The organism is Rosenbergiella sp. YN46, assembly GCF_036620675.1.
In the GTDB taxonomy this organism is placed as follows: Bacteria; Pseudomonadota; Gammaproteobacteria; order Enterobacterales; family Enterobacteriaceae; genus Jejubacter.
The window spans coordinates 1-26,057 of the sequence record NZ_JAZHEE010000002.1; the positions used below are offsets into that span (position 1 = coordinate 1).

The following is a 26,057-nucleotide window of genomic DNA, read 5'->3' on the forward strand; positions in this document are numbered from 1 at the left end:
CGCCGGCTCTCTCCCTGAAGGGCGAGGGAGTTTCCCGGCAATGAACGGAACCGCCCACCGCATCGTCATATTCTGCCGCTTCTGTTCTGAAACCGGGCGCCGAAGCCGTCTGTCACCCTCACGCCGGCTCTCTCCCTGAAGGGCGAGGGAGTTTCCCGGCAATGAACGGAACCGCCCACCGCATCGTCATATTCTGCCATTTTTGTTCTGAAACAGGGCGTCGGAGCCGTCTGTTACCCTCACCCCGGAACGTACATCCTGGAAGGGAGAGGGGCCTTAGCAGCGCCATTATCCGCTTATGCCTCAGCGAAAAATCACCTGCGCCCAACGGGCCAGCCCGGCGGTAACGGAGCCGAAATCGTCCCCGCCCTCGATGGGGATATGGGGCAGAAGGGCGCCCAGCGCCTGGCGAATCAGCGGCGAACGGGCGCTGCCGCCGGTCAGATAAATCACGTCTGGCGTCTCACTGCCGGACTCCAGCGCCAGGGTTACCTGTTCCAGAATGCGCTGCAACGGCTGACTCAGTGCCGCCTCCATTCCCTGGCTGTCGATATCGGCGGTAAGGGCATCGTTGATAAAGTCGAGACGCGCCGTGACCCGGGCGGCATCCGACAGGGCGATTTTGCTCTCTTCAGCACAGCGCACCAGGCGGTAGCTCAGACGCTGGCGCCACACCGTTAGCAGACGTTCGACCTGGCGCGGCTGACGGGCGTCGCGTATCAGATCCGCCAACAGGCGTCCACAGGCCGGACTGTAGAAATCGTTCTGGGCCGGAAGATCGTTGATAGCGACGGCGTTCCACCAGGGGAGCGTCGGCAGAGCGATGCCTTTTTCCGTCTCGCCACCCATCCCCAGCAGCGGCATCAACTGCTTAAAGGCCAGTGCGATATCCAGGTCGTTACCGCCCACCCGGCAGCCGCTGTGGCCAAGCAGCGAGGCGTCGCGATCCCGGGAATTCAGCCACTGGGGGCCCATCAGCAGTAAAGAGCAGTCGGTGGTTCCGCCGCCGATATCCACCACCAGCACCCTCTGCTCGCGGGCCAGGGTCGCCTCGAAGTCCAGCCCGGCGGCCACTGGTTCATACTGAAACGCCACTTCGCCGAATCCGGCGCGCTTCGCGGCACGTTCCAGAATGCCCAGGGCCTGTTTATTGGCATCGTCGCCACCCATCCCCTGGAAGTTGATTGGGCGGCCGATAACGGTGGCGGTGATGGCCTGATCGAGCCGCGCCTGCGCCTGCTGGCGAATATGCAGCATCATGGCGCAGACCAGATCTTCGAACAGCGCTACCTGCTGCGGCTTCAGGCCGCTGGCGCCCAGGAAGGATTTCGGCGATTTAACGAACCAGACCTCTTCCGGGTCGTCCATATAAAGGTCCAGCGCTGCCTGGCCGAACAGTACGCTGCCCGGGGTAATAGCGATGTCTTCGTCGCGGTTATAGTTAATGGCACGCCTGAGCAGAGCCTGGCCTTCATCGCCGCCAGGTGAGACCTGATGATGACGCCACAGCCATTCGCTGATGCCTTCGCGGGTGGGGGCGCAGAGCGTTGACGCCAGCAGGTTGCCCTGGGGCGTCAGCGGCAGCATTTCGGGCGTGCCGTTGCGCATCACTGCCATTGAACAGTTGGCCGTGCCATAGTCAAAGCCGGTAAACATCGTTAATTCCTGATAGCGTCTCAAAGAAGGGGGGCGACTTTAGCGGAATGCCCGGCGTCCGGCAACATGGCGTGAGGAGGGAGTGAGAATAAAAAAGCAAAGCGTCGCGTAATCCGGCCCGTTATGCTGAACGGAGGAAAAGAAGACAAAGGTATCACCATGCTGAGGCTGGAACTGGGCTATACGCCCCCTTACGACTGGAACTGGATGCTGGCCTTTCTGGGCGCGCGCGCCTGCGAAGGTCTGGAATCGGTGACGCCAGGATGCTACCGCCGTAGTCTGGCGCTGGCGGGACATTACGGGTTACTGACCCTTGAGCCAGATGCCGCAAACCACCGATTATGGGTTGGTCTGACTCCGGGGCTGGCGCCGGTGGCGCGACAGGTGAGCGAGCGAGTCGCCCGGCTGCTGGATTTGGGGTTCGATCCGGCGCCGACCCTGGCCGGGCTCGGCCCGCTTGCCGCCAGTCATCCGGGGCTGCGTTTGCCGGGGTGTATCGATCCTTTTGAGCAGGCGGTACGCGCCGTGCTGGGGCAACTGGTGAGCGTGGCGATGGCTGCGAAGCTCACCGCCAGAGTGGCGCAGACTTTCGGTGAACCGCTGGCGGAGCATCCTGGATGGTATCTGTTCCCCGAAGCCTGGCGTCTGGCGTCTGTTGCGCCGGAGCAATTGCGGGCGCTGGGCATGCCGCTTCAGCGCGCCCGGGCGATTATTCATATCGCTACGCTGTGCGCGGAGCGGGACTTTCCGCTTGAACGTCCGGCATCGGTAGAGCAGGGGATTCGTCAGTTAATGGCGCTGCCGGGCATCGGGCGCTGGACCGCCAGCTATTTCGCCCTGCGTGGCTGGCAGGCACCGGACGTGTTTCTGGCGGATGATTATCTGGTGAAGCAGCGTTTTACCGGGATGACGCCGGGACAGATTCGCCGCTATGCCGAACGCTGGCAGCCGTGGCGCAGCTATGCGCTGCTGCATATCTGGCACAGCGATGGCTGGTCGGCCGACTGATGGTTTTGTCTGGTATCAATAGCATGAAATCCCTATAATTGCGGCGGCGGGCACAAGCACGCTACCTTTCTTAACTTATCCTGACTGGTCCAGGTATACGCCATAGCGGGTGCACAAGGCTGCCCTGGCCAGGGGGAACATATTATTCAGTGAATCAGGTCGTTTAATTTATGACTGACAAGTCTCATCAATGCGTCATCGTTGGGATCGCCGGCGCATCGGCATCAGGGAAAAGTCTTATCGCCAGTACGCTCTACCGTGAACTGCGCGATCAGGTTGGCGATGAACACATTGGTGTTATTCCGGAAGATTGTTATTACAAAGATCAGGGTCATCTCTCCATGGAGGAGCGGATTAAGACCAATTACGACCACCCCAATGCCATGGATCACAATCTGCTGTTCCAGCATTTGCAAATGCTCAAGCAGGGGAAAAGTATCGAACTGCCGGTCTACAGCTATGTGGAGCATACCCGCACTCAGGAAACCGTTCATTTCGAACCGAAAAAAGTGATTATCCTGGAGGGGATTTTGTTACTGACCGACGCGCGCCTGCGTCAGGAGATGAATTTCTCGATTTTCGTCGATACGCCGCTGGATATCTGCCTGATGCGTCGTATTCGTCGCGACGTGAATGAGCGTGGTCGCTCTATGGACTCGGTAATGGCACAATACCAAAAAACGGTGCGCCCGATGTTTCTGCAGTTTATCGATCCTTCCAAGCAATATGCGGATATTATTGTGCCTCGCGGGGGAAAAAACCGTATTGCCATCGATATCCTGAAGGCCAAAATCAGTCAGTTTTTTGAGTAAAATCGCCTGAGGGAGCCGTATATCGCGCTCCCTTTGCCCGACTTAAGGAGAATAAAAGATGCGTCTGTGCGATCGTGATATCGAAGCCTGGCTCGATGAAGGCCGTTTAGCTATCATGCCGCGCCCGCCGGTGGAACGGATTAACGGCGCGACCGTTGACGTGCGGCTGGGTAATAAATTCCGCACATTCAGCGGCCACACGGCGGCATTTATCGATCTCAGCGGCCCGAAGGCTGAAGTCAGCGCGGCGCTGGATCGGGTGATGAGCGATGAGATCGTGCTGGCGGAAGGGGATGCCTTCTACCTGCACCCCGGGGAACTGGCGCTGGCGGTGACCCTGGAGTCGGTGCGTCTGCCGGACGACCTGGTCGGCTGGCTGGATGGCCGTTCTTCGCTGGCGCGTCTGGGGCTGATGGTTCACGTAACCGCGCATCGTATCGATCCCGGCTGGCAGGGCCATATCGTGCTGGAATTCTACAACTCCGGAAAGCTGCCGCTGGCGCTGCGTCCCGGGATGATTATCGGCGCGCTGAGCTTCGAACCGCTGTCCGGGCCGGCGGCCAGGCCTTACAACCGGCGTCAGGACGCGAAGTATCGCGATCAGCAGGGCGCCGTCGCCAGCCGTATCGACAAGGATTAGTTCGAACGCACGCAATATTGAGGACGGAATGAGACGATTTCTTACCACGCTGATGATACTGCTGGTCGTACTGGTTGCCGGACTTTCCGCGCTGGTGGTCATGGTGGATCCTAACGATTTTCGCGGCTACATGGTGAAGCAGGTCGAACAGCGCAGCGGTTATCAGCTGAAGCTTAACGGCCCGCTGCGCTGGCACGTCTGGCCGCAGCTCAGTATTCTCTCCGGGCGTATGTCTCTGACCGCCCCGGGAGCCAGCCAGCCGCTGGTCAGCGCGGATAATATGCGTCTCGATGTCGATCTGGTGCCGCTGATTTCACATCGCCTGCAGGTGAGTCAGGTGATGCTGAAAGGCGCGGTGATTCAGCTTACGCCCCAGAGCGAAGAGCGACGCCCGGCGGATGCGCCGGTAGCGCCAGGCCCTGCCCGGGCGCCCGGGGATGAAACCCGGGGCTGGTCTTTTGATATCGGCCGTCTTGAAGTTGCCGACAGCCTGCTGGTGTTCCAGCACGGCGATGGCGAACAGGTGACGGTACGTGGCATCAATCTGCAGATGGAGCAGGATGAGCATCATCGCGGCCAGCTCTCCTTTAGCGGACGTATCAACCGTGACCAGCGCGATCTGACGCTGTCGATGGACGCGAGTCTGGACGCCAGCGATTATCCCGAAAATCTGAGCGCGAACTTTAGCCGTCTGGAGTACCAGCTTCAGGGGGCTGATTTGCCGCAGCAGGGCATTAGCGGGCAGGGGAGCTTTAAGGCTCGGTGGCAGGAGCCGGAAAAACGCCTCAGCATGACGGATTTTTCCATGACGGCGAATGACAGCACCTTACGCGGCGCGCTGAGCGTGCTGTTACGCGAGCAGCCGGTCTGGAAGGCGGATCTGACGTCGGATAACCTGAATCTGGACGCGCTGATGGTGCGCGCCAGCGCAGATGGCGCTTCGGTCACCCATCAGCAGGGACAGAGTCGGGTGCGGCCGCGACCGGTGATCGCCAGCAGCGGCGATCGGCCCCAGTACAGCCTGCTGCACTCCTTCAGCGGTGAAATCGGTCTGCGTTTTGCCAGCCTGCGCTGGCGCGGCCTTAACTTTAGCAATGTCATCGGCCATATGGTCAATAACGACGGCGTCCTGAATATCGATAAGCTTGAGGGGCGCCTGGGCAGCGGCAGGGTTTCGCTGCCGGGCGGCATTGACGTTCGCGGCGGCGAAGCGCTGGCGCGTTTTCAGCCCCGGGTGGAAAACGTTGAGATTGCGCCGCTACTGACGGCCTTCGATTATCCGCTGGCGGTATCGGGCCAGCTTTCGATGTCCGGCGATTTTTCCGGAAGCGAGCTGGATGCTGACGCTTTCCGCCGTAACTGGCAGGGTAAAGCCAGCATTGACATGCGCAATGCGCGCCTGCAGGGGATGAACTTCCAGCAACTGGTTCAGCAAGCGGTGACCCGTGAAAATGACGACGTTTCGGCGGATCCGGAGTACGAAACGGCGACGGTGATGAGTCAGTTCCACTCCAGCGCCACCCTTGAAAAGGGCATTCTTACCCTGGATAAAATGGCGGGTAGCTCTCAGGTGCTGGCCCTGGAAGGGAGCGGCACCCTGGATCTCGGCAAAGAGCTGTGTGATGCGCTGTTTAACGTGCGGGTGATAGACGGCTGGGGCGGCAACAGTGCGCTGGTGGAAACCCTGAAGCAGACGCCGATTCCACTGCGTATCTATGGCCCCTGGCATCAGCTGAACTATAACCTGCAGGTGGACAGAGGACTGCGCAATCATCTGCGCGACGAAGCGAAGCAGCGCCTGAAGGAGTGGGCGGAGCGGAATAAAGAGAGCCGTAAGGGACAGGATCTGCAGAAGCTGCTGAAGGATATGTAGCTCACCCCTCACCCCTCACCCTAACCCTCTCCCCAAAGGGGAGAGGGGACTGGCCGGAGACTCCCTCGCACACAAAAGGGAGAGAGGACTGGCTGGAAACTCCCTCGCACACAAAAGGGAGAGAGGACTGGCTGGAAACTCCCTCGCACACAAAAGGGGGGAGGAGACTGGCTGGAGACTCCCTCGCACACAAAAAGGGAGAGGGGCCGGGTTATTGCGGGTTTTCTCCCTCTCCCTCCGGGAGAGGGTCGGGGTGAGGGGGCACAATCAACACCTTCTGTACCCGATGACTCTCCACCTCCAGAGTACGCAGCAGATAGTCGCCGACCCGCACCTCTTCACCTGGGGAGGGAACATGCTGCAACAGCTCCATCAACAGACCCGCCACGGTGTTATAGTCGCGTTTGTCGCTGAGCGGCAGAGGGAGGTACAGTACCAGATCGTCCAGCGGCATATGGCCGTTTACCGTCCAGCTACCGTCCGGGTTAGCGGTAATATCGTGCCGGGCATCGAGCTCTTCGGCTTCGTTAGGCAGGTTGCCGGCTATGGTTTCGGTGATATCGCTCAGGGTAACCAGTCCTTCGACCGAGCCGAATTCATCCACCACAAACGCGAAATGGGTATGGGCATTACGGAACTGCTCCAGCGCCGGAAGCAACGTCAGATTTTCCGGGAATACCAGCGGCTGGCGCGCCAGCGCGCGCAAATCCAGCGGTTCGCCGCGCAGCGCCTGGCCCAGTAGATCGATAACATGTACCACGCCCAGCAGGTTGTCTTCGCCGCCGGTCACTACTATCCGGGTATGCTGATTCTTTTCCAGCAGGACGCGGATTTTGTCGGCGGAGTCGTTCAGATCGATATATTCGATATCGTGGCGCGACGTCATGATGCTGCTGACGCTGCGTTGATTAAGGTTTAGTACCCGCCCTATCATCATGCGCTCCTGGGGTGCGAAGATCTCTGCCGCGTTTTCCTGGGCGGCAACCAGCGTATCGCCTTCAAGATCGCGGTCTTCCTTTTTACCGCTCAGTAAACGCATCACCGCCTCGGCAGTTCGCTGGCGCAGTGAATAGTTGGCCGACAGAAAGCGACGGCGGTTAAAGTTCGCCAGTTGGTTGAGTGCTTCAATCATCACCGAGAAGCCAATGGCGGCATAGAGATAGCCTTTGGGGATATGGAAGCCAAAACCTTCCGCCACCAGGCTGAAGCCAATCATCAGCAGGAAACTCAGGCACAGAATCACAATGGTTGGATGGCTGTTGACGAAGCGGGTTAGCGCTTTGCTGGCCAGCATCATCAGGCTAATGGCAATAATGACCGCCGCCATCATCACAGCCAGATGGTCAACCATGCCGACTGCGGTAATCACTGAATCCAGCGAAAAGATGGCGTCCAGCACCACAATCTGGGCGACGACACTCCAGAATCTGGCGCCGCGCTGCTGGCTGGGAGCTTCCTGATCTTTGCCTTCCAGCCGCTCATTGAGCTCCATAGTGGCTTTAAACAGCAGGAACAGCCCGCCAAACAGCATGATCAGATCCCGGGCGCTGAAGCTCAGCGTCTTAATATGGAACAGCGGTTGAGTCAGGGTGACCAGCCAGGAGATCGATGCCAGCAGCACCAGGCGCATCAGCATAGCCAGCATCAGACCGGTAATTCTGGCCCGATCGCGCTGACGGGGAGGGAGCTTTTCAGCAAGGATGGCGATAAACACCAGGTTATCGATACCGAGCACCAGTTCGATAACAATCAGGGTGATTAACCCTGCCCAGATTGAGGGATCGACGATCCATTCCATAGGGCGTTGGTTACCTTCATAACATATGACTAATGTCACATCTTAAGCATGGCTAACAGCGATGCCAAATCCAATTTTCCCGTCATACATCAAGCCGCAGACGCGCTGGTAAAATTTATTCACTCTGGCCACACAACCGCCTTAAATCCGAATTATTTAGGTTAATACAGCATGCGATTAATCTTAAATTATCGATGATGGATATTTCATAACCATGCAGTAACCAGATAATTATCATGAGTAATTATTAAGTTATAGGGTAGGCAACTATAGGTAACTGTCTTAATACCGAGGAGAATTAACTGAGATATATCTGGTAATTATGGTTAATGTATATATGACAGATTAATGTCAATATAAAGAAAATCCTAAAACGTGAAAATTGCGCAGTTAATATTATTCTTAAAAACGTGATAACCACGGCCTGTTAACTTGCCTGGTAATAAGTTAGCTGCAACAATCGATTTCAGCGTTTGGCGATTAACGTTATGGCATGGATTAAATTTGCTCGGGTATTTTTCTATTGAGTAAATTATGTTCATTATTTTGCCAGCCTGGGACTAGTCCTGGAAACTGGCAGCTAACGCGGTAGAAACAATAAATTACTGATTCTCAGTTGATTGGTAGCTGTAAAGCCAGGGGCGGTAGCATGTCCCTTTTCCGGTCAATTAGCCCACTTATTCTGTCAATAACTTACGCTTGATAAGGCCAATTTTAGGAATGATTCTATTTATATTCCAACGCCAAAATCCGCATTCTCTATCGGAACTTTAGCGTAGCGATGATTATTATTTTCAGGATAATGACTCTGCCATAGTGATAAATATTCAATGATGAAATCCAAACTAAAATTGATGCCATTATTGGTGTCTGTGACCCTGATGAGCGGCTGTACCATATTGCCTGGTAGCAATATGTCTACGTTCGGCAAAGATGTTGTCAAACAGCAGGATTCAGATTTTGATGTTGACCGGATGGTAAATGTTTATCCGTTAACGCCAAGGCTGGTGGAGCAGTTGCGCCCGCGTCCTAATGTCGCGCAGCCGAATGCGGGACTGGAGCAGGAGATCGCAGGCTATCAATATCGGGTCGGCCCGGGCGACGTCCTTAACGTCACCGTCTGGGATCACCCGGAGCTGACCACCCCGGCAGGCCAGTACCGTAGCTCAAGCGATACCGGTAACTGGGTTCAGGCCGACGGTTCGGTGTTCTATCCCTATATTGGCAAGGTTCATGTGGCAGGTAAAACCCTGGCGGAGATTCGCGACCAGATAACCGGTCGTCTTGCCGCCTACATCGCCGATCCCCAGGTCGATGTCAACGTCGCCGCTTTCCGTTCACAGAAGGCCTATATTTCCGGCCAGGTTCAGAAGTCCGGCCAGCAGGCGATCACCAACGTACCGCTGACGATACTGGACGCGATCAACGCTGCGGGCGGCCTGACTGAAAACGCCGACTGGCGCAATGTGGTACTGACCCATAACGGCAAAGAGCAGCGTATTTCGCTGCAGGCGCTGATGCAGAACGGCGACCTCAGCCAGAACCATTTGCTGTATCCGGGCGACATTCTCTACGTACCGCGTAACGACGATCTGAAGGTCTTCGTGATGGGCGAAGTGAAGAAACAGAGCACCCTGAAAATGGACTTCAGCGGTATGACCCTGACTGAAGCGCTGGGTTCGGCGGAAGGCATCGATATGACCACCTCTGACGCCACCGGTATCTTCGTTATCCGTCCGTTGAATCATGACCGCAACGGCAAGATTGCCAGCGTCTACCAGCTCGATATGTCCGACGCCACATCACTGATTATGGCGACCAATTTCCGTCTGCAGCCTTATGACGTGGTTTATGTCACTACCGCGCCGGTGGCGCGCTGGAATCGTCTGATCAGTCAGCTGCTGCCGACCATCAGCGGTGTCCGCTATATGACCGATACGGCCAGCGATATTCATAAATGGTAACGCCTTATGTTTAACAAAATACTTGTGGTTTGTGTGGGGAACGTTTGCCGTTCCCCCACGGCAGAACGTCTGCTCAGGAATTATCAGCCTGGACTCACGGTAGAGTCTGCGGGGCTTGGCGCGCTGGTTGGCCGCGAGGCGGATGCCAGCGCTCTGGAAGTGGCTCGCGAGCGTAACCTGTCTCTGGAGGGCCACTGCGCTCGCCAGGTTACCGGCAGAATGTGCCGCAGCTACGATCTGATCCTTGCCATGGAAAAGCGTCATATTCACTCATTGTGCGAACTTGCCCCGGAAATGCGCGGCAAGGTGATGCTGTTCGGGCACTGGGATAATGAACGTGAGATCCCTGATCCCTTTCGTAAAAGCCGCGAGGCCTTTGAAGCGGTGTACGACCTTCTCGATCTTTCTGCCCGTAAGTGGGCGCAAGCACTGACAGCTCAGCAGGGATAACAATGACAGAACAAGTAAAACATTCTGCCGCCTCGACTGAGGGCAATGATGAAATTGATATCGGGCGCCTGATCGGTACGGTCATCGAGGCCCGCTGGTGGGTGCTGGGGACTACGGCGGTTTTCGCGACCATCGCCATCATTTATGTCATGTTCGCTACGCCTATCTACAGTGCGGACGCGCTGGTGCAGATAGAAGAAAACGCTACCAGTTCGCTGGTACAGGACATCAACAGCGCCCTGAACAGCAAGCCGCCAGCTTCCGAAGCCGAGATGCAGCTGATTCAGTCGCGCCTGGTATTAGGCAAAACCGTGGACGATCTCGATCTGGATATCTCGGTCGAGAAAAATCACTTCCCGGTGTTCGGCGCCGGTTGGGATCGTCTGATGGGGCGCCAGGATGATACGGTGAAGGTCACGACCTTTACCCTACCTGAGGGCGGCGCGAAGCAGACCTGGACCGTGGAAGTGGTGGATAACAACCACTACCTGCTGAGCAATGACGACGGCTTCAGCGCCCGCGGCGAAGTGGGCAAGCTGCTGAAGAAAGACGGCGTAACTATGATGGTCAGCGGCATTCATGCCTCGCAAGGCAGCGATTTCACCGTAACCAAATATTCCCGGCTTGGCATGATTAAATCACTGCAGAGTAATCTGTCGGTCACCGAAAGCGGCAAGGATACCGGGGTACTAACCCTGACTTTCACCGGCGAAGATCGCGACCAGATCCGTAACATCCTGAATGCCATTACCCACAACTATCAGGCGCAGAACATCGAGCGTAAATCGGCTGAAGCGTCTCACAGCCTGAAGTTCCTTGATAAACAGTTGCCTGAAGTGCGCGCCAGTCTGGACGAGGCCGAAAACAAACTGAACGCCTACCGTCAGAATAAAGACTCCGTGGATCTGCCGCTGGAGGCCAAGTCGGTGCTCGACTCGGTGGTCAACATCGACGCCCAGCTTAACGAGCTGACCTTCAAAGAGGCTGAAATCTCCAAGCTGTATACCAAACGCCATCCGGCCTACCGCACGCTGCTGGAAAAACGCCGCGTGCTGGAAGACGAGAAAGCGAAGCTGAACGCGCGCATCAGCGATATGCCGCAGACCCAGCAGGAGATCGTGCGTCTGACCCGCGATGTGGAATCCGGTCAGCAGGTCTATATGCAACTGTTGAATAAACAGCAGGAGCTGAAGATAACCGAAGCCAGCACCGTCGGTAACGTGCGTATCGTCGACTCGGCGATCACCCAGCCGGGCGTGGTAAAACCGAAATCGGCGCTGGTGATTCTGGGTAGCATTATTCTGGGTCTGATGCTGTCGATTATTGGCGTACTGCTGCGCGCTATCCTCAACCGCGGTATCGAAAGTCCACAGGTGCTGGAAGAGGCAGGTCTTAACGTCTACGCCAGCATTCCGCTTTCCGACTGGCAGAAAGAGCGCGATACCGTTAAGACCGTCAGGGGCGAGAAGCGCTACAAACAGAGCCAACTGCTGGCGGTGGGTAACCCGACCGATCTCGCTATCGAGGCGATCCGTAGTCTGCGTACCAGCCTGCACTTCGCCATGATGCAGGCCAGCAATAATGTGTTGATGCTTTCCGGGGTCAGCCCTTCCATCGGTAAGACCTTCGTGGCCGCCAACCTGGCGGCGGTCATCAGCCAGACCAATAAGCGGGTGCTGCTGATCGACTGCGATATGCGTAAAGGCTATACCCACGAACTGCTGGGCACCACCAACGCTCACGGCCTGTCCGATCTGCTGGCAGGGCAGGGGGAGGCCGCCAGCACGGTTCAGAAAACCTCTATCCCAGGTTTTGACCTGATGCCGCGCGGCCAGGTGCCGCCAAACCCGTCCGAACTGCTGATGAGCGAACGCTTTGAAGCGCTGGTGAAGTGGGCGAGCCAGAACTACGACATGGTGGTTATCGATACCCCGCCGATTCTGGCGGTGACCGATGCCGCAGTCGTTGGCCGTCTGGCGGGAACGACGCTGGTCGTGGCGCGTTATGCCATGAACACCCTGAAAGAGGTGGAAACCAGCGTCAGCCGCTTCGAACAGAACGGCATCAAGGTTCGTGGCGTGATTCTGAACTCCGTCTTCCGTCGGGCGACCGGTTACCAGGATTACGGTTATTACGAATATGAGTACAAGTCAGTGAGTCGCTAAATACCCGTCATATTTCGCGCTGCCTCTTTGTTAGCGGCGTCCGCTCGCCCCGGCCATAGCTAGCCTGTGTTCCCGGGGTCGCGCGGACTGGCTGATGTGATGCGGCACGAACTATTTAGGGTATGAGCGGGATCGCGCTGCTGTGCGGCCCTGACGGCAAATATGGTTTGAGGAAAAGATAAAAGATGGTCAATCAAACGCGTCCTCTGGTTTCTGTTTATATGCCCACCTGGAATCGTCAGCAACTGGCTATTCGGGCCATTAAATCGGTGCTGCGCCAGGATTACGATAACTGGGAGATGATCATTGTTGATGACTGCTCCGCTTCTTACGAGCAGTTGCAGAAATTTGTTACCGACCTGAACGATCCCCGGGTGACCTATGTTCACAATGAGATCAATTCCGGGGCCTGTGCGGTGCGCAACCAGGCTATCCTGCAGGCGAAGGGCGAATTTATCACCGGGATTGACGACGACGATGAATGGACGCCAAACCGGCTGTCGGTTTTCCTTGAACACCGCCACCAGTTGGTTACGCACGCGTTTTTGTATGCCAATGACTATGTGTGTAAAGGCGAAGTCTACTCACAGCCGGCCAGTCTGCCGCTGTACCCCAAATCGCCGTTTACCCTGAAGCAGTTTTATAAGCGCAATATTATCGGTAATCAGATCTTTACTTATACCAAACGTTTTCAGGCCAGCCTGTTCGATGTCACGTTGCCCGCAGCCCAGGATTACGACGCTTTCCTGCGGCTGGTGGTGGACAACGGGGCGCCCTTTAAAGTGGAAGAAGCCACCCAGGTGCTGCATGTCAACCACGGCGGCTTAAAGATCGGCACGTCGCGTAAGAAGTTCGCCGGATATTTTAACTTCTATCGCAAGCATAAAGACAAATTCGACCGCGGTAGCCGCAAGTATCAGCTCTATACGCTGTATACGATTCGCAATAAGCGGATGTCGTTGCGTACCTGTATGGCGCTGTTTTCGCTGCGTAACACCAAACGTATGGCTCAGGGATTTATAGGGAAATAATCATGCATTTACTGGAAGATTTACGCGCTAACTCCTGGAACCCTCGTCCGTGCATTATGGTGGTCTCTTATCGCATTGCCCATTTTTGTTCAGTATGGCGTAAGAAGAACGTACTGAATAATTTATGGGCTGCGCCGGTATTGATCCTTTATCGCCTGATAACGGAATGCCTGATGGGCTACGAAATTCAGGCCGCCGCGGTGATTGGTCGCCGCTTTACCATCCATCACGGTTATGGGGTGGTGATCAGCAAGTTCGCCGTCATTGGCGATGACTTCGCGATTCGTCACGGTGTAACCATCGGCGGGCGCGGCGGCATTGGCGGCCGCGACAAAAGCCAGTCGCGTCCGGTGATTGGCAACCATGTTGAAGTGGGCGCCAACGTGATGCTTATCGGCCCGATTACCATCGGCAATAACGTGGTGATCGGCGCCGGCAGCCTGGTGCTGGACAGCGTACCGGATAACGCGGTGGTGATGGGCGATAAGGCCAGAGTAAAGGTAGTTAAGTGAATATCTTACAATTTAATGTGCGCCTTGCCGAAGGTGGTGCGGCCGGTGTGGCGCTCGATCTTCATCAGCGCGCGCGCGCGGCGGGTCTATCTTCACGCTTTATATACGGCTACGGCAAAGGCGGCAAAAACAGCGCGAGCCACGATCTCTATCCGGACGTGGTAAAACACACGCCGCGCCTGGTTTCAGTCGCCAATATCGCGCTGTTTCGTTTTCTGAACCGCGACCCGTTCGGCAACCTGAATAACCTTTACCGCACGGTAACCCGCAGTAACGGCCCTGTCGTGCTGCACTTTCACGTGCTGCACAGCTACTGGCTCAACCTGAAGCAGGTGGTGGCATTCTGCCAGAAGGTGAAGAGTCATAAGCGTGATGTCACCCTGGTCTGGACGCTGCACGATCACTGGAGCGTCACCGGCCGCTGCGCTTTTACCGACGGTTGCGAAGGCTGGAAAAGCGGCTGCAGCGCCTGCCCGACATTGACTAACTATCCGCCGGTGAAGGTGGATCGCGCAGCGCAGCAGATAGACGAAAAACGCGAGCTGTTTCGCCAGATGCTGGGGCTGGGCTGTCGCTTTATTTCACCAAGCAACCACGTGGCGGAGGCCTTTAACAGCCTGTACGGCGCCGGACGTTGTAACGTTATCAATAACGGTATCGATGTGGCCACCGAGGCGATTCTGGCGGATCTGCCTGCGGTTGCGCCGGGGCAGGGCGCACCGAAGGTGGCTGTCGTCGCGCACGACCTGCGCTACGACGGCAAAACCGATCAGAAACTGGTGCGCGAACTGATGGCGCTGGGCGATAAAATCGAGCTGCACACCTTTGGTAAGTTCTCGCCTTTTGAAGGGCCGAACGTCATCAACCACGGCTTTATGACCGATAAGCGCGCCCTGATGAGTGAGCTGAACCAGATGGACTCACTGGTGTTCAGCTCGCGGGTGGACAACTATCCGCTGATTCTGTGCGAAGCGCTGTCGATCGGCGTGCCGGTTATCGCCACCCACAGCGATGCTGCCCGTGAAGTGCTGGCCCGCACCGGCGGGCGCACCTTTAGCGCGCAGGAAGTTCCGGCGCTCGCGCAGTTGCCGAAGGCGCAGCTGGCGGATGTGGTTTTCGGCCGCGACCTTGCGGCGTTTCGGGCCGATTCGCGTCAGGCCTATAGCGGAAAACAGATGCTGGAGGAGTATGTCTCGTTCTATCAGGGTCTGTAGCTACCTGCTATTACCGATTATCTATCTGCTGGTTAACGTTAAGCTGGCTAACCTGGGAGAGAGCTTTCCCGTTACCATCGTGACCTTTCTGCCGGTCATTATGCTGCTGTTTATGGAGCGTATCAGCCTGAAAAAGCTGATGATCGCGCTGGCTATCGGCGCCGGGCTGACGCTGTTCAACTACATCTTCGGCCAGTCGCTGGATGCCAGTAAGTATGTCACCTCGACAATGCTTTTCGTCTATATCGTCATCATTATTGGGATGACCTGGAGTATTCGCTTTAAAACAGTTTCACAGCGTAATCATCGCAAGATACTAAGAATGTTCTATATCGTTATTGGTATCGTAGTTGGTATCGCTGCGATAGAAATGGTTGAGATTATACTCACTGGCGGAAGTAGTCTGCTCAAGACAATCTCTGGCTATTTGATATACAGTAATAGCTATGTTCTGAATTTTATTAAATTCGGCGGAAAACGTACTACGGCGCTCTATTTTGAACCCGCATTCTTTGCACTGGCATTAATCTCAATTTGGCTTTGTGTTAAGCAGTTCGGTATCAAAACCCCGAAAGCTGATGCTATGATTCTTTTAGGCATAGTGCTTTCAGGGTCTTTTTCCGGGGTGATGACATTTATTATGTTCTATCTGCTGGAATGGGGCTTTAAGTATCTGAATGCCAATGCAATAAGAAAGAAGTTACCGCTGGCGATTATTTCGCTGGGTTCCTTTATGGTAGGGCTGGTATTCGGTTTCCCTTATATTGCTGACCGTATTGGTGATTTAGGCACCGAAGGCTCGTCATCTTACTATCGTATTGTTGGGCCACTGGTGATGGTAGGTTATTCCCTGACAAATATTGATGGTGTGGTGCGTTTTGGTTCTCTTTACGAATATGTCGCATCATTCGGAATCTTTAACGGTGCGGACGTCGGTAAAACCATAGACAATGGTCTGTATCTGTTGATTATTTATTTTTCATGGTTTGCGATAATTCTTACTGTCTGGTATATGGCACGGATTGTTAAAATGATGCGCGGGGCTTTTGGCAATAACCAGAACTTTCGCGTTCAGCTTTGGCTGTTTATGCCATTGTCGTTGTTCTTTACCGGTTCAATATTTAGCCCGGAATATGCGTTTTTAATTGTCTGTCCGTTTATTCTGCGTAAAGCGTTAAACAACACAGACTCCTTATGAGGTCAGATATGATTCTGTTAAGTGTGATTACTGTCGCCTGGAAAAATTATGAAGGGGTGGTGAAAACCTGGCAGTCGCTGGCTCATCTGGCGGATACCCCGGGAATTGAATTCGAGTGGGTAGTGGTAGACGGCGACTCTCAGGACGGTACCCGCGAGTTTCTGGAAAACCTGAATGGACAGTATCAGTTACGCTATCTTAGCGAAAAAGATAACGGTATTTACGACGCCATGAACAAGGGTATTGCAATGGCCCGGGGGCGTTACGCCATCTTCCTGAACTCCGGCGATGTATTCCACAAAGATGTGGGCGAAGTGGTTAAGCAACTGGCGCAGCAGAAGCAGGATCGCGCCATGTATCTTGGCGATGCGCTGCTGGATTTTGGCGATGGCAATAAAGTACGGCGCAGCGCTAAAAGCGGCTGGTATATATATCACAGCCTGCCTGCCAGCCATCAGGCGATATTTTTTCCGGTTAGTGGGCTTAAGCAATACCCCTACGATCTGCAATATAAAGTTTCTTCCGATTACGCGTTGGCCGCCAGAATGTATAAAGTGGGCTATCCCTTTAAGCGACTGAAGGGACTGGTTTCCGAGTTTTCTATGGGCGGCGTCTCTACCTCGAATAATCTTGAATTATGCCGCGATGCTAAAAAAGTACAGCGTCGGATATTACGGGTACCTGGCTTTCTGGCAGAACTTTCATATCAATTCCGGTTACGTACCACCGGTAAAGCTAAGGCGCTGTATAACAAGGCATAACGCAATATTATACCCGAAATAATTCGGGGCGCATCGCGGCGGCAACTGAGCGAGTCCCTGGGAACATAGGTAACTATGTGACCGGGGTGAGGGAAGGCAGCCAACAAAGAGGCGGTCCGAAGTATGAAGGGGATTAAGGAAATAATATGCAGGAGTTAAGCGGATTCTCGGTACCGAAAGGCTTCCGGGGAGGGCACCCTATTAAGGTTCAACTGTGGTGGGCGGTACAGGCAACGTTATTTGCGTGGTCGCCACAAATACTTTACCGGTGGCGCGCATTTTTATTACGACTGTTCGGAGCACGTATTGGGAAAAATGTGGTTATTCGACCCTCGGTAAAAATTACCTATCCGTGGAAATTATCCATTGGCGATTATGCCTGGGTTGGAGATGACGCGGTGTTATACACCCTTGGTGATATTTCCATCGGTGCCAATGCCGTGGTTTCACAGAAATGTTATCTGTGCACCGGCAGTCACGATTATATGAGCGAGCATTTCGATATTAACGCCACCCCGATAGTGATTGGCGAGAAATGCTGGCTGGCGACGGATGTTTTCGTCGCGCCCGGCGTTGAAATCGGCGCCGGTACCGTGGTGGGTGCCCGCAGCAGCGTATTTAAGCCGCTGCCGGCCAATGCCATCTGCCGGGGCAATCCGGCACAGGTAGTACGCAATCGAACGCCGGAATAAATAAGCGGCGTAGAAAAAACCAGGGTTTTTTGCACACTCACGGCTCAATGTCGAGCCTGGCGCTAAGACATAGCCCGACATAAACAGAGGATAAAATTTTATGAGTAAAGTGGCTCTCATTACCGGCGTAACCGGGCAGGATGGCTCCTATCTGGCTGAATTACTGCTTGAGAAGGGGTATGAAGTGCACGGTATCAAGCGCCGCGCCTCCTCCTTTAATACCGAGCGCGTCGACCACATTTATCAGGATCCCCACGCCAGCAACCCGAAGTTCCACCTGCACTATGGCGATCTAACCGATACCTCTAACCTGACCCGTATCCTGAAAGAGGTACAGCCGGACGAGGTGTATAACCTTGGGGCGATGAGCCACGTCGCGGTTTCTTTTGAATCGCCGGAATATACCGCGGACGTTGACGCCATCGGCACCCTGCGTCTGCTGGAAGCTATCCGCTTCCTGGGCCTGGAGAAGAAAACTCGCTTCTATCAGGCTTCCACTTCTGAGCTGTATGGCCTGGTTCAGGAAATTCCCCAGAAAGAGACCACGCCGTTTTATCCGCGCTCGCCGTATGCGGTCGCCAAGCTGTACGCTTACTGGATCACCGTCAATTACCGTGAATCCTATGGCATGTATGCCTGTAACGGCATTCTGTTCAACCACGAATCTCCGCGCCGTGGCGAAACCTTCGTGACCCGTAAGATCACCCGCGCTATCGCCAATATCGCCCAGGGGCTGGAGAAGTGCCTGTACCTGGGCAACATGGACTCCCTGCGCGACTGGGGCCATGCCAAAGACTACGTGAAAATGCAGTGGATGATGCTGCAGCAGGAAAAACCGGAAGATTTCGTGATTGCCACTGGCGTTCAGTACTCGGTACGCCAGTTTGTGGAAATGGCCGCCGCTCAGTTGGGCATCAAACTGCGCTTCGAAGGCGAAGGCGTTGATGAGAAAGGCATCGTGGAATCGGTGACCGGCCACGACGCGCCGGGCGTGGCGCCGGGCGATGTCATTGTCAGTGTCGATCCGCGTTATTTCCGCCCTGCGGAAGTGGAAACCCTGCTGGGTGACCCGACCCGCGCGCACGAAAAACTGGGCTGGAAACCGGAAACCACCCTGCAGGAGATGGTTTCTGAAATGGTCGCCAAAGATCTCGAAGCCGCGAAGAAGCACTCGCTGCTGAAGTCTCACGGCTATGAGGTGGCCATCGCGCTGGAGTCCTGAGCATGACGAAACAACGGATCTTTGTAGCCGGCCACCGCGGAATGGTAGGGGCAGGCCTGGTTCGCCAGCTGGAGCAGCGCGGGGACGTTGAGCTGATACTGCGCGGTCGCGACGAGCTGGACTTACTGGACAGCGCTGCGGTTAACGCGTTCTTCGCCAGCGAGGCCATCGATCAGGTTTACCTGGCGGCGGCCAAAGTGGGGGGGATTGTGGCCAACAATACTTACCCGGCGGACTTCATTTACCAGAACATGATGATCGAGAGCAACATCATTAATGCGGCTCACAGCCACAACGTGAATAAGCTGCTGTTCCTGGGATCGTCCTGTATCTACCCGAAAATGGCCAGCCAGCCGATCAAAGAGAGCGAACTGTTGCAGGGTACGCTGGAACCGACTAACGAGCCGTACGCTATCGCCAAGATCGCCGGGATTAAGCTGTGTGAATCCTACAACCGTCAGTATGGTCGCGATTATCGTTCGGTGATGCCGACCAATCTGTACGGGCCGAACGACAACTTCCATCCCAGCAACTCCCACGTGATCCCGGCGCTGCTGCGTCGCTTCCACGAGGCGACTCAGGAGAATGCCCCGGATGTGGTGGTGTGGGGCAGCGGTACGCCAATGCGCGAATTCCTGCACGTGGACGATATGGCGGCGGCCAGCATCCACGTGATGGAGCTGGACAGCGAAGTGTGGCAGGAGAACACCGAGCCGATGCTGTCGCATATCAACGTCGGTACCGGGGTGGACTGCACCATTCGCGAGCTGGCCCAGACCGTGGCCAAAGTGGTGGGCTATCGCGGCCGTATTGTCTTTGATGCCTCGAAGCCGGACGGCACGCCGCGCAAATTGTTGGACGTCAGCCGGTTAAACAGCCTGGGCTGGTTCCATGAAATCGGTCTGGAGCAGGGGCTGGCCAGCACCTATCAGTGGTTCCTCGAAAACCAGCAGCGGTTCCGGGGGTAAGGAATGTTCCTGAGCGAGGCGGATTTCGCCACGGTAGTGCGTAGCACACCGTTAATCTCCATCGATCTTATTGTGGAGAACGAACGCGGGGAGTTCCTGGTTGGGCGGCGTAACAACCGCCCGGCACAGGGTTACTGGTTCGTACCCGGCGGCCGGGTTCAGAAGGATGAAACGCTGCATGACGCCTTCGGGCGTCTGACCCTGGCCGAGCTGGGTAGGGCGTTTACCCTGGAGGACGGGCGCTTTTACGGGGTCTGGCAGCACTTTTATGACGACAACTTTTCGGGAAGCGATTTTTCGACCCATTACATCGTGCTGGGTTTCCGGCTGATGGTGAAAGAGGGCGAGCTGCGGCTGCCCACCGAGCAGCATAACGGCTATCGCTGGCTGTTAGCAGACGAGCTGGTTGAAGACGTAGAGGTTCATGACAACAGCCGCGCTTACTTTCTGGAAGAGCGCAAGCGCGAGGTTCCCGGTCTATGAAGATTCTGGTCTACGGCATTAACTACTCCCCGGAGCTGACCGGTACCGGCAAATACACTGGTGAGATGGTGGCGTGGATGGCCGACCAGGGCCACGAGGTGCGGGTGATTACCGCACCGCCTTACTACCCGGAATGGCAGGTGCGTGCCGACTATTCGGGCTGGAAATACCGTAAAGAGCAGGGGGCGGCCACCGTCTGGCGCTGCCCGATGTATGTGCCGAAGCAGCCGTCGACCCTGAAGCGGCTGGTTCACCTGGGCAGTTTCGCCCTGAGTTCGCTCTTCCCGCTGCTGGCCCAGCGGCGCTGGAAGCCGGACAGGATTATCGGCGTGGTGCCGACGCTGTTTTGCACCCCGGGGATGCGGCTGCTGGCGAAACTCAGCGGTGCCCGCACGGTGCTGCATATCCAGGACTATGAAGTAGACGCCATGCTGGGACTCGGCATGGCGGGTAAAGAGAAGGGCGGCAGGGTCGCGCGGCTGGCCAGCGCCTTCGAGCGCAGCGGGCTGCACAACGTGGACTATGTTTCCACTATTTCCCGCTCAATGATGAATAAAGCCATTGAAAAAGGGGTGGCCCCGGAGCGGGTGATTTTCTTTCCTAACTGGTCGGAAGTAGCACGCTTTCGCGATGTTAGCCCGGAACAGGCCAATGCGTTACGCGATCGGTTGGGGCTGGATAGTCAGAAAAAGATCATTCTCTATTCCGGCAACATCGGCGAAAAGCAGGGTCTGGAGAATGTGATTGAGGTGGCCAGGCGCCACAGCGATCGCCCCTGGCAGTTTGTGATTGTCGGCCAGGGGGGCGGTAAAGCCCGGCTGGCGCAGATGGCGACTGATTATGGACTGAATAACGTCAGCTTCCTGGCGCTGCAGCCTTATGAAGATTTGCCTGCGCTTTTAAAGATGGCCGACTGCCATCTGGTGATTCAGCGCCGCGGCGCCGCCGATGCGGTACTGCCGTCGAAGCTGACCAATATTCTGGCGGTGGGGGGCAACGCGGTGATTACAGCCGAAGCGCCCACTGAACTGGGTCAGTTGTGCCTGGAGCATCCTGGTATCGCGGTCTGTGTGGAGCCGGAATCGGTGGATGCCCTGAGTGAAGGGATTGAGGCTTGCCTGGCTATGTCGAAACAGAACACGGTGGCACGTGAATATGCCGAACGCATGCTCAATAAAGAGAGTGTGTTAAGTCAATTTATTGCTGATATACGGGGATAACGATGAGTCAGTCACAACTCTATCCGGTGATCATGGCGGGGGGCTCCGGTAGCCGCCTCTGGCCCCTTTCCCGGGTGCTCTATCCCAAACAGTTTTTGTGCCTGAAAGGCGAACTCACCATGCTGCAGACCACCATCAATCGCCTGAACGGCGTGGCCTGCGAAAGCCCGGTGGTTATCTGCAACGAGCAGCATCGTTTTATCGTCGCCGAACAGCTGCGCCAGCTAAATAAGCTGACCGAAAACATTATTCTGGAGCCTGCCGGGCGCAATACCGCGCCGGCTATCGCCCTGGCGGCGCTGGCGGCGCGCCGCAGCAGCCCGGACGGCGATCCGCTGATGCTGGTGCTGGCCGCCGACCATATGATTGAAAACGAAGCGGCTTTCCGCAATGCGGTGGTGGAAGCGATGCCGTTCGCCGAGCGCGGCAAGCTGGTGACCTTCGGCATTGTGCCGAATCAGCCGGAAACCGGCTACGGCTACATCCGCCGCGGTGAAGTGTGTGACCAGAAGGCTGACGCCGTGGCCTTCGAGGTGGCGCAGTTTGTGGAAAAACCGGATCTGGCCACCGCCGAAGGCTATGTCTCCTGCGGCGAATACTACTGGAACAGCGGCATGTTTCTGTTCCGCGCCGGTCGCTACCTGGAAGAGCTGGCGAAGTACCGCCCCGATATTCTGCAGGCCTGCGAGCAGGCCATGGCCGGCTGCGACCCCGATCTCGATTTCGTGCGGGTGGATGAAAAAGCCTTCCTGGCCTGTCCGGATGAGTCCATCGACTATGCGGTGATGGAAAAGACCGCCGACGCAGTGGTGGTGCCGATGGACGCCGGCTGGAGCGATGTTGGTTCCTGGTCGTCGCTATGGGAAATCAGCCAGCGCAGCGCAGAGGGCAACGTTCACCACGGCGATGTGATAAGCCATGGTTCGCAAAACAGCTATGTTTACGCTGAGTCCGGTCTGGTTACGACAGTGGGCGTGAAGGATCTGGTGGTGGTACAAACCCGTGATGCCGTGCTCATCGCAGATCGAAATCAGGTGCAGGACGTGAAGAAGGTGGTGGAGCGTATTAAGGCCGATGGCCGTCATGAGCATCACATTCACCGCGAAGTCTATCGCCCCTGGGGTAAATATGACTCCATCGATGCCGGACAGCGCTATCAGGTGAAGCGAATCACCGTTAAGCCGGGGGAAGGGCTGTCGCTACAAATGCACCACCATCGCGCCGAACACTGGATTGTGGTGGCGGGTACCGCCCGGGTCACCATCGACGATTCGGTCACGCTTCTGGGCGAAAACGAATCCATCTATATCCCGCTGGGGGCAACCCACTGCCTGGAAAACCCCGGCAAGATTCCGCTGGAACTGATTGAAGTGCGCTCCGGCGCCTACCTGGAAGAGGATGACATCGTGCGATTCCAGGATCGTTACGGACGCGTCTGACGCCCCTGACGGGGACCCCAATAAAAATCACCCGACTGTTCTCCCCGGGTGGGAGAAGGGGAGGGTGTTGCCAGAATAAGGGAAAATAACGATGACCAAACTAACCTGCTTTAAAGCCTACGACATTCGTGGCCGACTTGGGGATGAACTGAACGAGGATATCGCCTGGCGCATTGGTCGCGCCTATGGCGAGTATCTTAAGCCGCAGACCATCGTGCTGGGGGGCGACGTGCGCCTGACAAGCGAAGCGTTGAAGCTGGCGCTGGCGAAAGGGCTGCAGGACGCCGGAGTGGACGTGTTGGATATCGGCCTTTCCGGCACCGAAGAGATCTACTTTGCCACTTTCCATCTGGGAGTCGACGGCGGCATTGAAGTGACCGCCAGCCATAATCCGATGGACTATAACGGCATGAAACTGGTGCGCCAGGGGGCTCGGCCCATCAGCGGTGATACCGGCCTGCGCGACGTCCAGCGTCTGGCGGAAGCCAACGATTTTCCGCCGGTGGATGAGGCGCGACGCGGCAGCTACCAGCAGATCGATCTGCGCGATGCCTATATCGATCATCTGCTCTCCTATATCAACACCGATAACCTGAAGCCGCTCGCACTTGTGATTAACTCCGGCAACGGCGCGGCGGGCCCGGTGGTGGACGCCATTGAAGCCCGCTTTAAGGCCCTGAACCTGCCGGTCTCCTTTATTAAGGTGCACAACACGCCGGACGGTAACTTCCCGAACGGTATTCCTAACCCGCTGCTGCCGGAGTGTCGGGCGGATACCAGTAATGCGGTGATTGAACATGGCGCCGATATGGGTATCGCCTTTGACGGCGACTTCGACCGCTGCTTCCTGTTCGATGAAAAAGGGCAGTTTATCGAAGGTTATTACATCGTCGGTCTGCTGGCGGAAGCCTTCCTGGAAAAAGAGCCTGGGGCGAAGATTATTCACGACCCACGCCTTTGCTGGAATACCGAAGCTGTAGTGACCGGCGCGGGCGGCGTACCCGTGATGTCGAAGACCGGCCACGCCTTTATTAAGGAGCGGATGCGCGCAGAAGACGCCATCTACGGCGGCGAGATGAGCGCCCATCACTACTTTCGCGACTTCGCTTACTGCGACAGCGGCATGATCCCGTGGCTGCTGGTGACCGAACTGTTGTGCCTGAAGGGCAAGTCCCTGGGCGCGCTGGTTGAAGAGCGTATTGCGGCCTTCCCGGCCAGCGGCGAAATCAACAGCAAGCTGGCCGACCCTGTAGCATCCATCGAACGGGTGAAGCAGCGCTTTATCGATGAGGCCCAGGAAGTGGATAACACCGACGGACTGAGCATGGCCTTCGGCGACTGGCGCTTTAACCTGCGTAGCTCCAATACCGAGCCGGTGGTGCGGCTGAACGTGGAGTCTCGCGCCGATCGTGCGCTGATGATGGCCCGCACTGAAGAGATCGTGGCGTTACTGAATGGCCCGGAGCTGCGATAGTTTCCCCCCGGCTCTCCACGGGGAGGGCCGGGAAGAGGTCGTTAACTGCCGCGTAAGGCAAAATACAGGAACAACGATGACGACTCTAAAAAAGCGTGAGCGATCTAAGACCAATGCATCGTTAATTTCTATGGTGCAGCGTTTTTCCGACATCAGCATTATGTTTGTCGGCCTGTGGCTGGTCTGCCGGATCAACGCGTTACCCTTCTTTTATGTCTACCTGCTAATGGCCCTGATAACCCTGGTGGTGTTCCAGATGATTGGCGGGATCACCGACTTTTACCGTTCGTGGCGCGGGGTTCGGATCTCAACGGAGCTGCTGATGCTGTTGCAGAACTGGACCCTGAGCCTGGTGTTCAGCGCCGGACTGCTGGCCTTTAACGATGATTTTAAAGCCAGCTTCGGCATCTGGCTCAGCTGGTATCTGCTGTCCAGCACCGGACTGGTGCTGTGCCGCTCCTGCATCCGCTATGCGGCGGGGTGGATGCGCAACCACGGCTACAACACCCGTCGGGTGGCGATCGCCGGTACGCTGCCGGTGGGAATCGAGCTGATGGAAAGCTTCCGTAAGGAGCCGTGGCTTGGTTTCGAGGTGATGGGGATCTACCACGACCCGCATCCCGGCGGCGTGCCGCCCGCCTGGGCCGGTAACTTCGACCAACTGGTAGACGATGCCCGCGCCGGCAAGATTCACAACGTCTATATCGCTATGGCGATGAAGGATGAGGTACATATCCGTAAGCTGGTGCGCTCGCTGAGCGATACCACCTGTTCGGTGATGCTAATCCCCGATGTCTTTACCTTCAATATTCTGCATTCGCGTACCGACGAGGTGAACGGGGTGCCGGTGGTGCCGCTGTTCGATACCCCGCTCAATGGCGTCAACCGCATTATCAAGCGGATCGAAGATATCGTGCTGTCATCGCTGATTTTGCTGCTGATCTCCCCGGTGCTGTGCGCGATTGCGTTGGCGGTTAAGCTCAGTTCCCCCGGCCCGGTTATCTTCCGCCAGACCCGCTACGGGATGGATGGCAGAGCCATTAAGGTATGGAAGTTCCGCTCGATGCGGGTGATGGAAAACGATGCGGTGGTGAAGCAGGCCACCAAAGGCGATCCCCGCGTTACCCGGGTGGGCAACTTCCTGCGCCGTACCTCGCTCGATGAGCTGCCGCAGTTTATCAACGTGTTTATGGGCGGCATGTCCATCGTCGGGCCGCGCCCTCACGCGGTGGCTCACAACGAGCAGTATCGTTCCCTGATAGAGGGCTACATGCTGCGCCATAAGGTGAAGCCCGGCATTACCGGCTGGGCGCAGATCAACGGCTGGCGCGGCGAGACCGATACCCTGGAAAAGATGGAAAAGCGGGTTGAGTTTGACCTGGAGTACATCCGCGAATGGAGCCTCTGGTTCGATATCAAGATTGTGTTCCTGACCATTTTTAAAGGCTTTATCAATAAAGCGGCCTACTAAGGGGTG

The 26,057-nt window shown here is 56.2% G+C and carries 22 protein-coding genes; 20 read left to right on the plus strand and 2 right to left on the minus strand.

Annotated features, from left to right (window positions below; genetic code table 11):
• Positions 1 to 303 precede the first annotated feature (303 nt).
• On the minus strand, positions 304 to 1,656 hold the full coding sequence (gene yegD, locus V3W49_RS01605) for a molecular chaperone (protein ID WP_500143264.1): 1,353 nt from the start codon (positions 1,654 to 1,656) through the stop codon (positions 304 to 306).
• 159 nt (positions 1,657 to 1,815) lie between these two features.
• Here yegD and alkA point away from each other — a divergent pair, with 159 nt between their 5' ends.
• From alkA to asmA, 4 genes are all read left to right on the plus strand, one after another.
• Entirely contained in the window at positions 1,816 to 2,664 is an 849-nt protein-coding gene (alkA, locus tag V3W49_RS01610; protein WP_500143265.1) for a DNA-3-methyladenine glycosylase 2, read from the plus strand.
• A gap of 170 nt (positions 2,665 to 2,834) precedes the next feature.
• Complete coding sequence (udk, locus tag V3W49_RS01615; RefSeq protein WP_138098322.1) at positions 2,835 to 3,476, plus strand: uridine kinase; 642 nt, start codon at positions 2,835 to 2,837, stop codon at positions 3,474 to 3,476.
• 58 nt (positions 3,477 to 3,534) lie between these two features.
• Positions 3,535 to 4,116: a dCTP deaminase gene (dcd, locus tag V3W49_RS01620; RefSeq protein ID WP_500143267.1), complete on the plus strand. Its 582-nt coding sequence runs from the start codon at positions 3,535 to 3,537 to the stop codon at positions 4,114 to 4,116.
• 28 nt (positions 4,117 to 4,144) lie between these two features.
• Complete coding sequence (asmA, locus tag V3W49_RS01625) at positions 4,145 to 5,989, plus strand: outer membrane assembly protein AsmA (protein ID WP_500143269.1); 1,845 nt, start codon at positions 4,145 to 4,147, stop codon at positions 5,987 to 5,989.
• Between the two features lie 211 nt (positions 5,990 to 6,200).
• Here the strand turns inward: asmA and V3W49_RS01630 are convergent, their stop codons facing one another.
• Positions 6,201 to 7,787 (minus strand): TerC family protein, encoded by a 1,587-nt coding sequence (locus tag V3W49_RS01630; protein WP_500143271.1) that lies wholly within the window; start codon positions 7,785 to 7,787, stop codon positions 6,201 to 6,203.
• Positions 7,788 to 8,617: 830 nt separating this feature from the next.
• On the opposite strand from V3W49_RS01630, the gene V3W49_RS01635 reads away from it, so the two are divergent.
• The 16 genes from V3W49_RS01635 (at position 8,618) to wcaJ (ending at position 26,051) form a co-directional block, all read left to right on the plus strand.
• A complete protein-coding gene (locus V3W49_RS01635) occupies positions 8,618 to 9,751 on the plus strand; it encodes a polysaccharide export protein (RefSeq protein ID WP_500143272.1) in 1,134 nt (377 codons plus the stop codon).
• 6 nt (positions 9,752 to 9,757) lie between these two features.
• Positions 9,758 to 10,201: a low molecular weight protein-tyrosine-phosphatase Wzb gene (gene wzb / locus V3W49_RS01640; RefSeq protein WP_500143273.1), complete on the plus strand. Its 444-nt coding sequence runs from the start codon at positions 9,758 to 9,760 to the stop codon at positions 10,199 to 10,201.
• Positions 10,202 to 10,203: 2 nt separating this feature from the next.
• The gene (gene wzc, locus V3W49_RS01645; RefSeq protein ID WP_500143275.1) at positions 10,204 to 12,366 is read left to right on the plus strand and encodes a tyrosine-protein kinase Wzc; all 2,163 of its coding nucleotides are present in this window, start codon (positions 10,204 to 10,206) and stop codon (positions 12,364 to 12,366) included.
• A gap of 185 nt (positions 12,367 to 12,551) precedes the next feature.
• Complete coding sequence (gene wcaA, locus V3W49_RS01650) at positions 12,552 to 13,397, plus strand: colanic acid biosynthesis glycosyltransferase WcaA (RefSeq protein ID WP_500143276.1); 846 nt, start codon at positions 12,552 to 12,554, stop codon at positions 13,395 to 13,397.
• Between the two features lie 2 nt (positions 13,398 to 13,399).
• On the plus strand, positions 13,400 to 13,909 hold the full coding sequence (gene wcaB / locus V3W49_RS01655) for a colanic acid biosynthesis acetyltransferase WcaB (protein ID WP_500143277.1): 510 nt from the start codon (positions 13,400 to 13,402) through the stop codon (positions 13,907 to 13,909).
• Positions 13,906 to 15,123: a colanic acid biosynthesis glycosyltransferase WcaC gene (wcaC, locus tag V3W49_RS01660; protein WP_500143279.1), complete on the plus strand. Its 1,218-nt coding sequence runs from the start codon at positions 13,906 to 13,908 to the stop codon at positions 15,121 to 15,123. Before wcaB ends, wcaC begins: the two co-directional genes overlap by 4 nt.
• On the plus strand, positions 15,098 to 16,321 hold the full coding sequence (gene wcaD, locus V3W49_RS01665; RefSeq protein WP_500143281.1) for a colanic acid polymerase WcaD: 1,224 nt from the start codon (positions 15,098 to 15,100) through the stop codon (positions 16,319 to 16,321). Before wcaC ends, wcaD begins: the two co-directional genes overlap by 26 nt.
• Before the next feature lie 11 nt (positions 16,322 to 16,332).
• The gene (gene wcaE, locus V3W49_RS01670; protein ID WP_500143679.1) at positions 16,333 to 17,082 is read left to right on the plus strand and encodes a colanic acid biosynthesis glycosyltransferase WcaE; all 750 of its coding nucleotides are present in this window, start codon (positions 16,333 to 16,335) and stop codon (positions 17,080 to 17,082) included.
• A 146-nt stretch (positions 17,083 to 17,228) separates the two neighbouring features.
• Complete coding sequence (gene wcaF, locus V3W49_RS01675; protein WP_500143282.1) at positions 17,229 to 17,774, plus strand: colanic acid biosynthesis acetyltransferase WcaF; 546 nt, start codon at positions 17,229 to 17,231, stop codon at positions 17,772 to 17,774.
• A gap of 100 nt (positions 17,775 to 17,874) precedes the next feature.
• Positions 17,875 to 18,996 carry a GDP-mannose 4,6-dehydratase gene (gmd, locus tag V3W49_RS01680; protein WP_500143284.1) on the plus strand — a complete coding sequence of 374 codons (1,122 nt, stop codon included), beginning with the start codon at positions 17,875 to 17,877 and terminating at the stop codon, positions 18,994 to 18,996.
• Between the two features lie 2 nt (positions 18,997 to 18,998).
• Complete coding sequence (gene fcl, locus V3W49_RS01685) at positions 18,999 to 19,964, plus strand: GDP-L-fucose synthase (protein ID WP_500143287.1); 966 nt, start codon at positions 18,999 to 19,001, stop codon at positions 19,962 to 19,964.
• 3 nt (positions 19,965 to 19,967) lie between these two features.
• Positions 19,968 to 20,447 carry a GDP-mannose mannosyl hydrolase gene (locus V3W49_RS01690; RefSeq protein ID WP_500143288.1) on the plus strand — a complete coding sequence of 160 codons (480 nt, stop codon included), beginning with the start codon at positions 19,968 to 19,970 and terminating at the stop codon, positions 20,445 to 20,447.
• Positions 20,444 to 21,667, plus strand: coding sequence for a colanic acid biosynthesis fucosyltransferase WcaI (wcaI, locus tag V3W49_RS01695; protein WP_500143289.1), 1,224 nt, complete (start codon positions 20,444 to 20,446; stop codon positions 21,665 to 21,667). Before V3W49_RS01690 ends, wcaI begins: the two co-directional genes overlap by 4 nt.
• Positions 21,668 to 21,669: 2 nt before the next feature.
• On the plus strand, positions 21,670 to 23,106 hold the full coding sequence (cpsB, locus tag V3W49_RS01700; RefSeq protein WP_500143290.1) for a mannose-1-phosphate guanyltransferase: 1,437 nt from the start codon (positions 21,670 to 21,672) through the stop codon (positions 23,104 to 23,106).
• A gap of 91 nt (positions 23,107 to 23,197) precedes the next feature.
• A complete protein-coding gene (gene cpsG, locus V3W49_RS01705) occupies positions 23,198 to 24,580 on the plus strand; it encodes a colanic acid biosynthesis phosphomannomutase CpsG (protein ID WP_500143291.1) in 1,383 nt (460 codons plus the stop codon).
• Between the two features lie 76 nt (positions 24,581 to 24,656).
• Positions 24,657 to 26,051 carry an undecaprenyl-phosphate glucose phosphotransferase gene (wcaJ, locus tag V3W49_RS01710; RefSeq protein ID WP_500143293.1) on the plus strand — a complete coding sequence of 465 codons (1,395 nt, stop codon included), beginning with the start codon at positions 24,657 to 24,659 and terminating at the stop codon, positions 26,049 to 26,051.
• The last annotated feature ends 6 nt before the right edge of the window (positions 26,052 to 26,057 follow it).

Coding starts and splice junctions, on each gene's coding strand:
- V3W49_RS01630 (WP_500143271.1), bottom strand. CDS start 7,787: ATGGAATGGATCGTCGATCCCTCAATCTGGGCAGGGTTAATCACCCTG.
- V3W49_RS01635 (WP_500143272.1), top strand. CDS start 8,618: ATGATGAAATCCAAACTAAAATTGATGCCATTATTGGTGTCTGTGACC.
- wcaA (WP_500143276.1), top strand. CDS start 12,552: ATGGTCAATCAAACGCGTCCTCTGGTTTCTGTTTATATGCCCACCTGG.
- gmd (WP_500143284.1), top strand. CDS start 17,875: ATGAGTAAAGTGGCTCTCATTACCGGCGTAACCGGGCAGGATGGCTCC.
- asmA (WP_500143269.1), top strand. CDS start 4,145: ATGAGACGATTTCTTACCACGCTGATGATACTGCTGGTCGTACTGGTT.
- wcaD (WP_500143281.1), top strand. CDS start 15,098: ATGTCTCGTTCTATCAGGGTCTGTAGCTACCTGCTATTACCGATTATC.
- alkA (WP_500143265.1), top strand. CDS start 1,816: ATGCTGAGGCTGGAACTGGGCTATACGCCCCCTTACGACTGGAACTGG.
- V3W49_RS01690 (WP_500143288.1), top strand. CDS start 19,968: ATGTTCCTGAGCGAGGCGGATTTCGCCACGGTAGTGCGTAGCACACCG.
- wcaI (WP_500143289.1), top strand. CDS start 20,444: ATGAAGATTCTGGTCTACGGCATTAACTACTCCCCGGAGCTGACCGGT.
- dcd (WP_500143267.1), top strand. CDS start 3,535: ATGCGTCTGTGCGATCGTGATATCGAAGCCTGGCTCGATGAAGGCCGT.
- wcaF (WP_500143282.1), top strand. CDS start 17,229: ATGCAGGAGTTAAGCGGATTCTCGGTACCGAAAGGCTTCCGGGGAGGG.
- udk (WP_138098322.1), top strand. CDS start 2,835: ATGACTGACAAGTCTCATCAATGCGTCATCGTTGGGATCGCCGGCGCA.
- cpsG (WP_500143291.1), top strand. CDS start 23,198: ATGACCAAACTAACCTGCTTTAAAGCCTACGACATTCGTGGCCGACTT.
- yegD (WP_500143264.1), bottom strand. CDS start 1,656: ATGTTTACCGGCTTTGACTATGGCACGGCCAACTGTTCAATGGCAGTG.
- wcaJ (WP_500143293.1), top strand. CDS start 24,657: ATGACGACTCTAAAAAAGCGTGAGCGATCTAAGACCAATGCATCGTTA.
- wzc (WP_500143275.1), top strand. CDS start 10,204: ATGACAGAACAAGTAAAACATTCTGCCGCCTCGACTGAGGGCAATGAT.
- cpsB (WP_500143290.1), top strand. CDS start 21,670: ATGAGTCAGTCACAACTCTATCCGGTGATCATGGCGGGGGGCTCCGGT.
- wcaB (WP_500143277.1), top strand. CDS start 13,400: ATGCATTTACTGGAAGATTTACGCGCTAACTCCTGGAACCCTCGTCCG.
- wzb (WP_500143273.1), top strand. CDS start 9,758: ATGTTTAACAAAATACTTGTGGTTTGTGTGGGGAACGTTTGCCGTTCC.
- fcl (WP_500143287.1), top strand. CDS start 18,999: ATGACGAAACAACGGATCTTTGTAGCCGGCCACCGCGGAATGGTAGGG.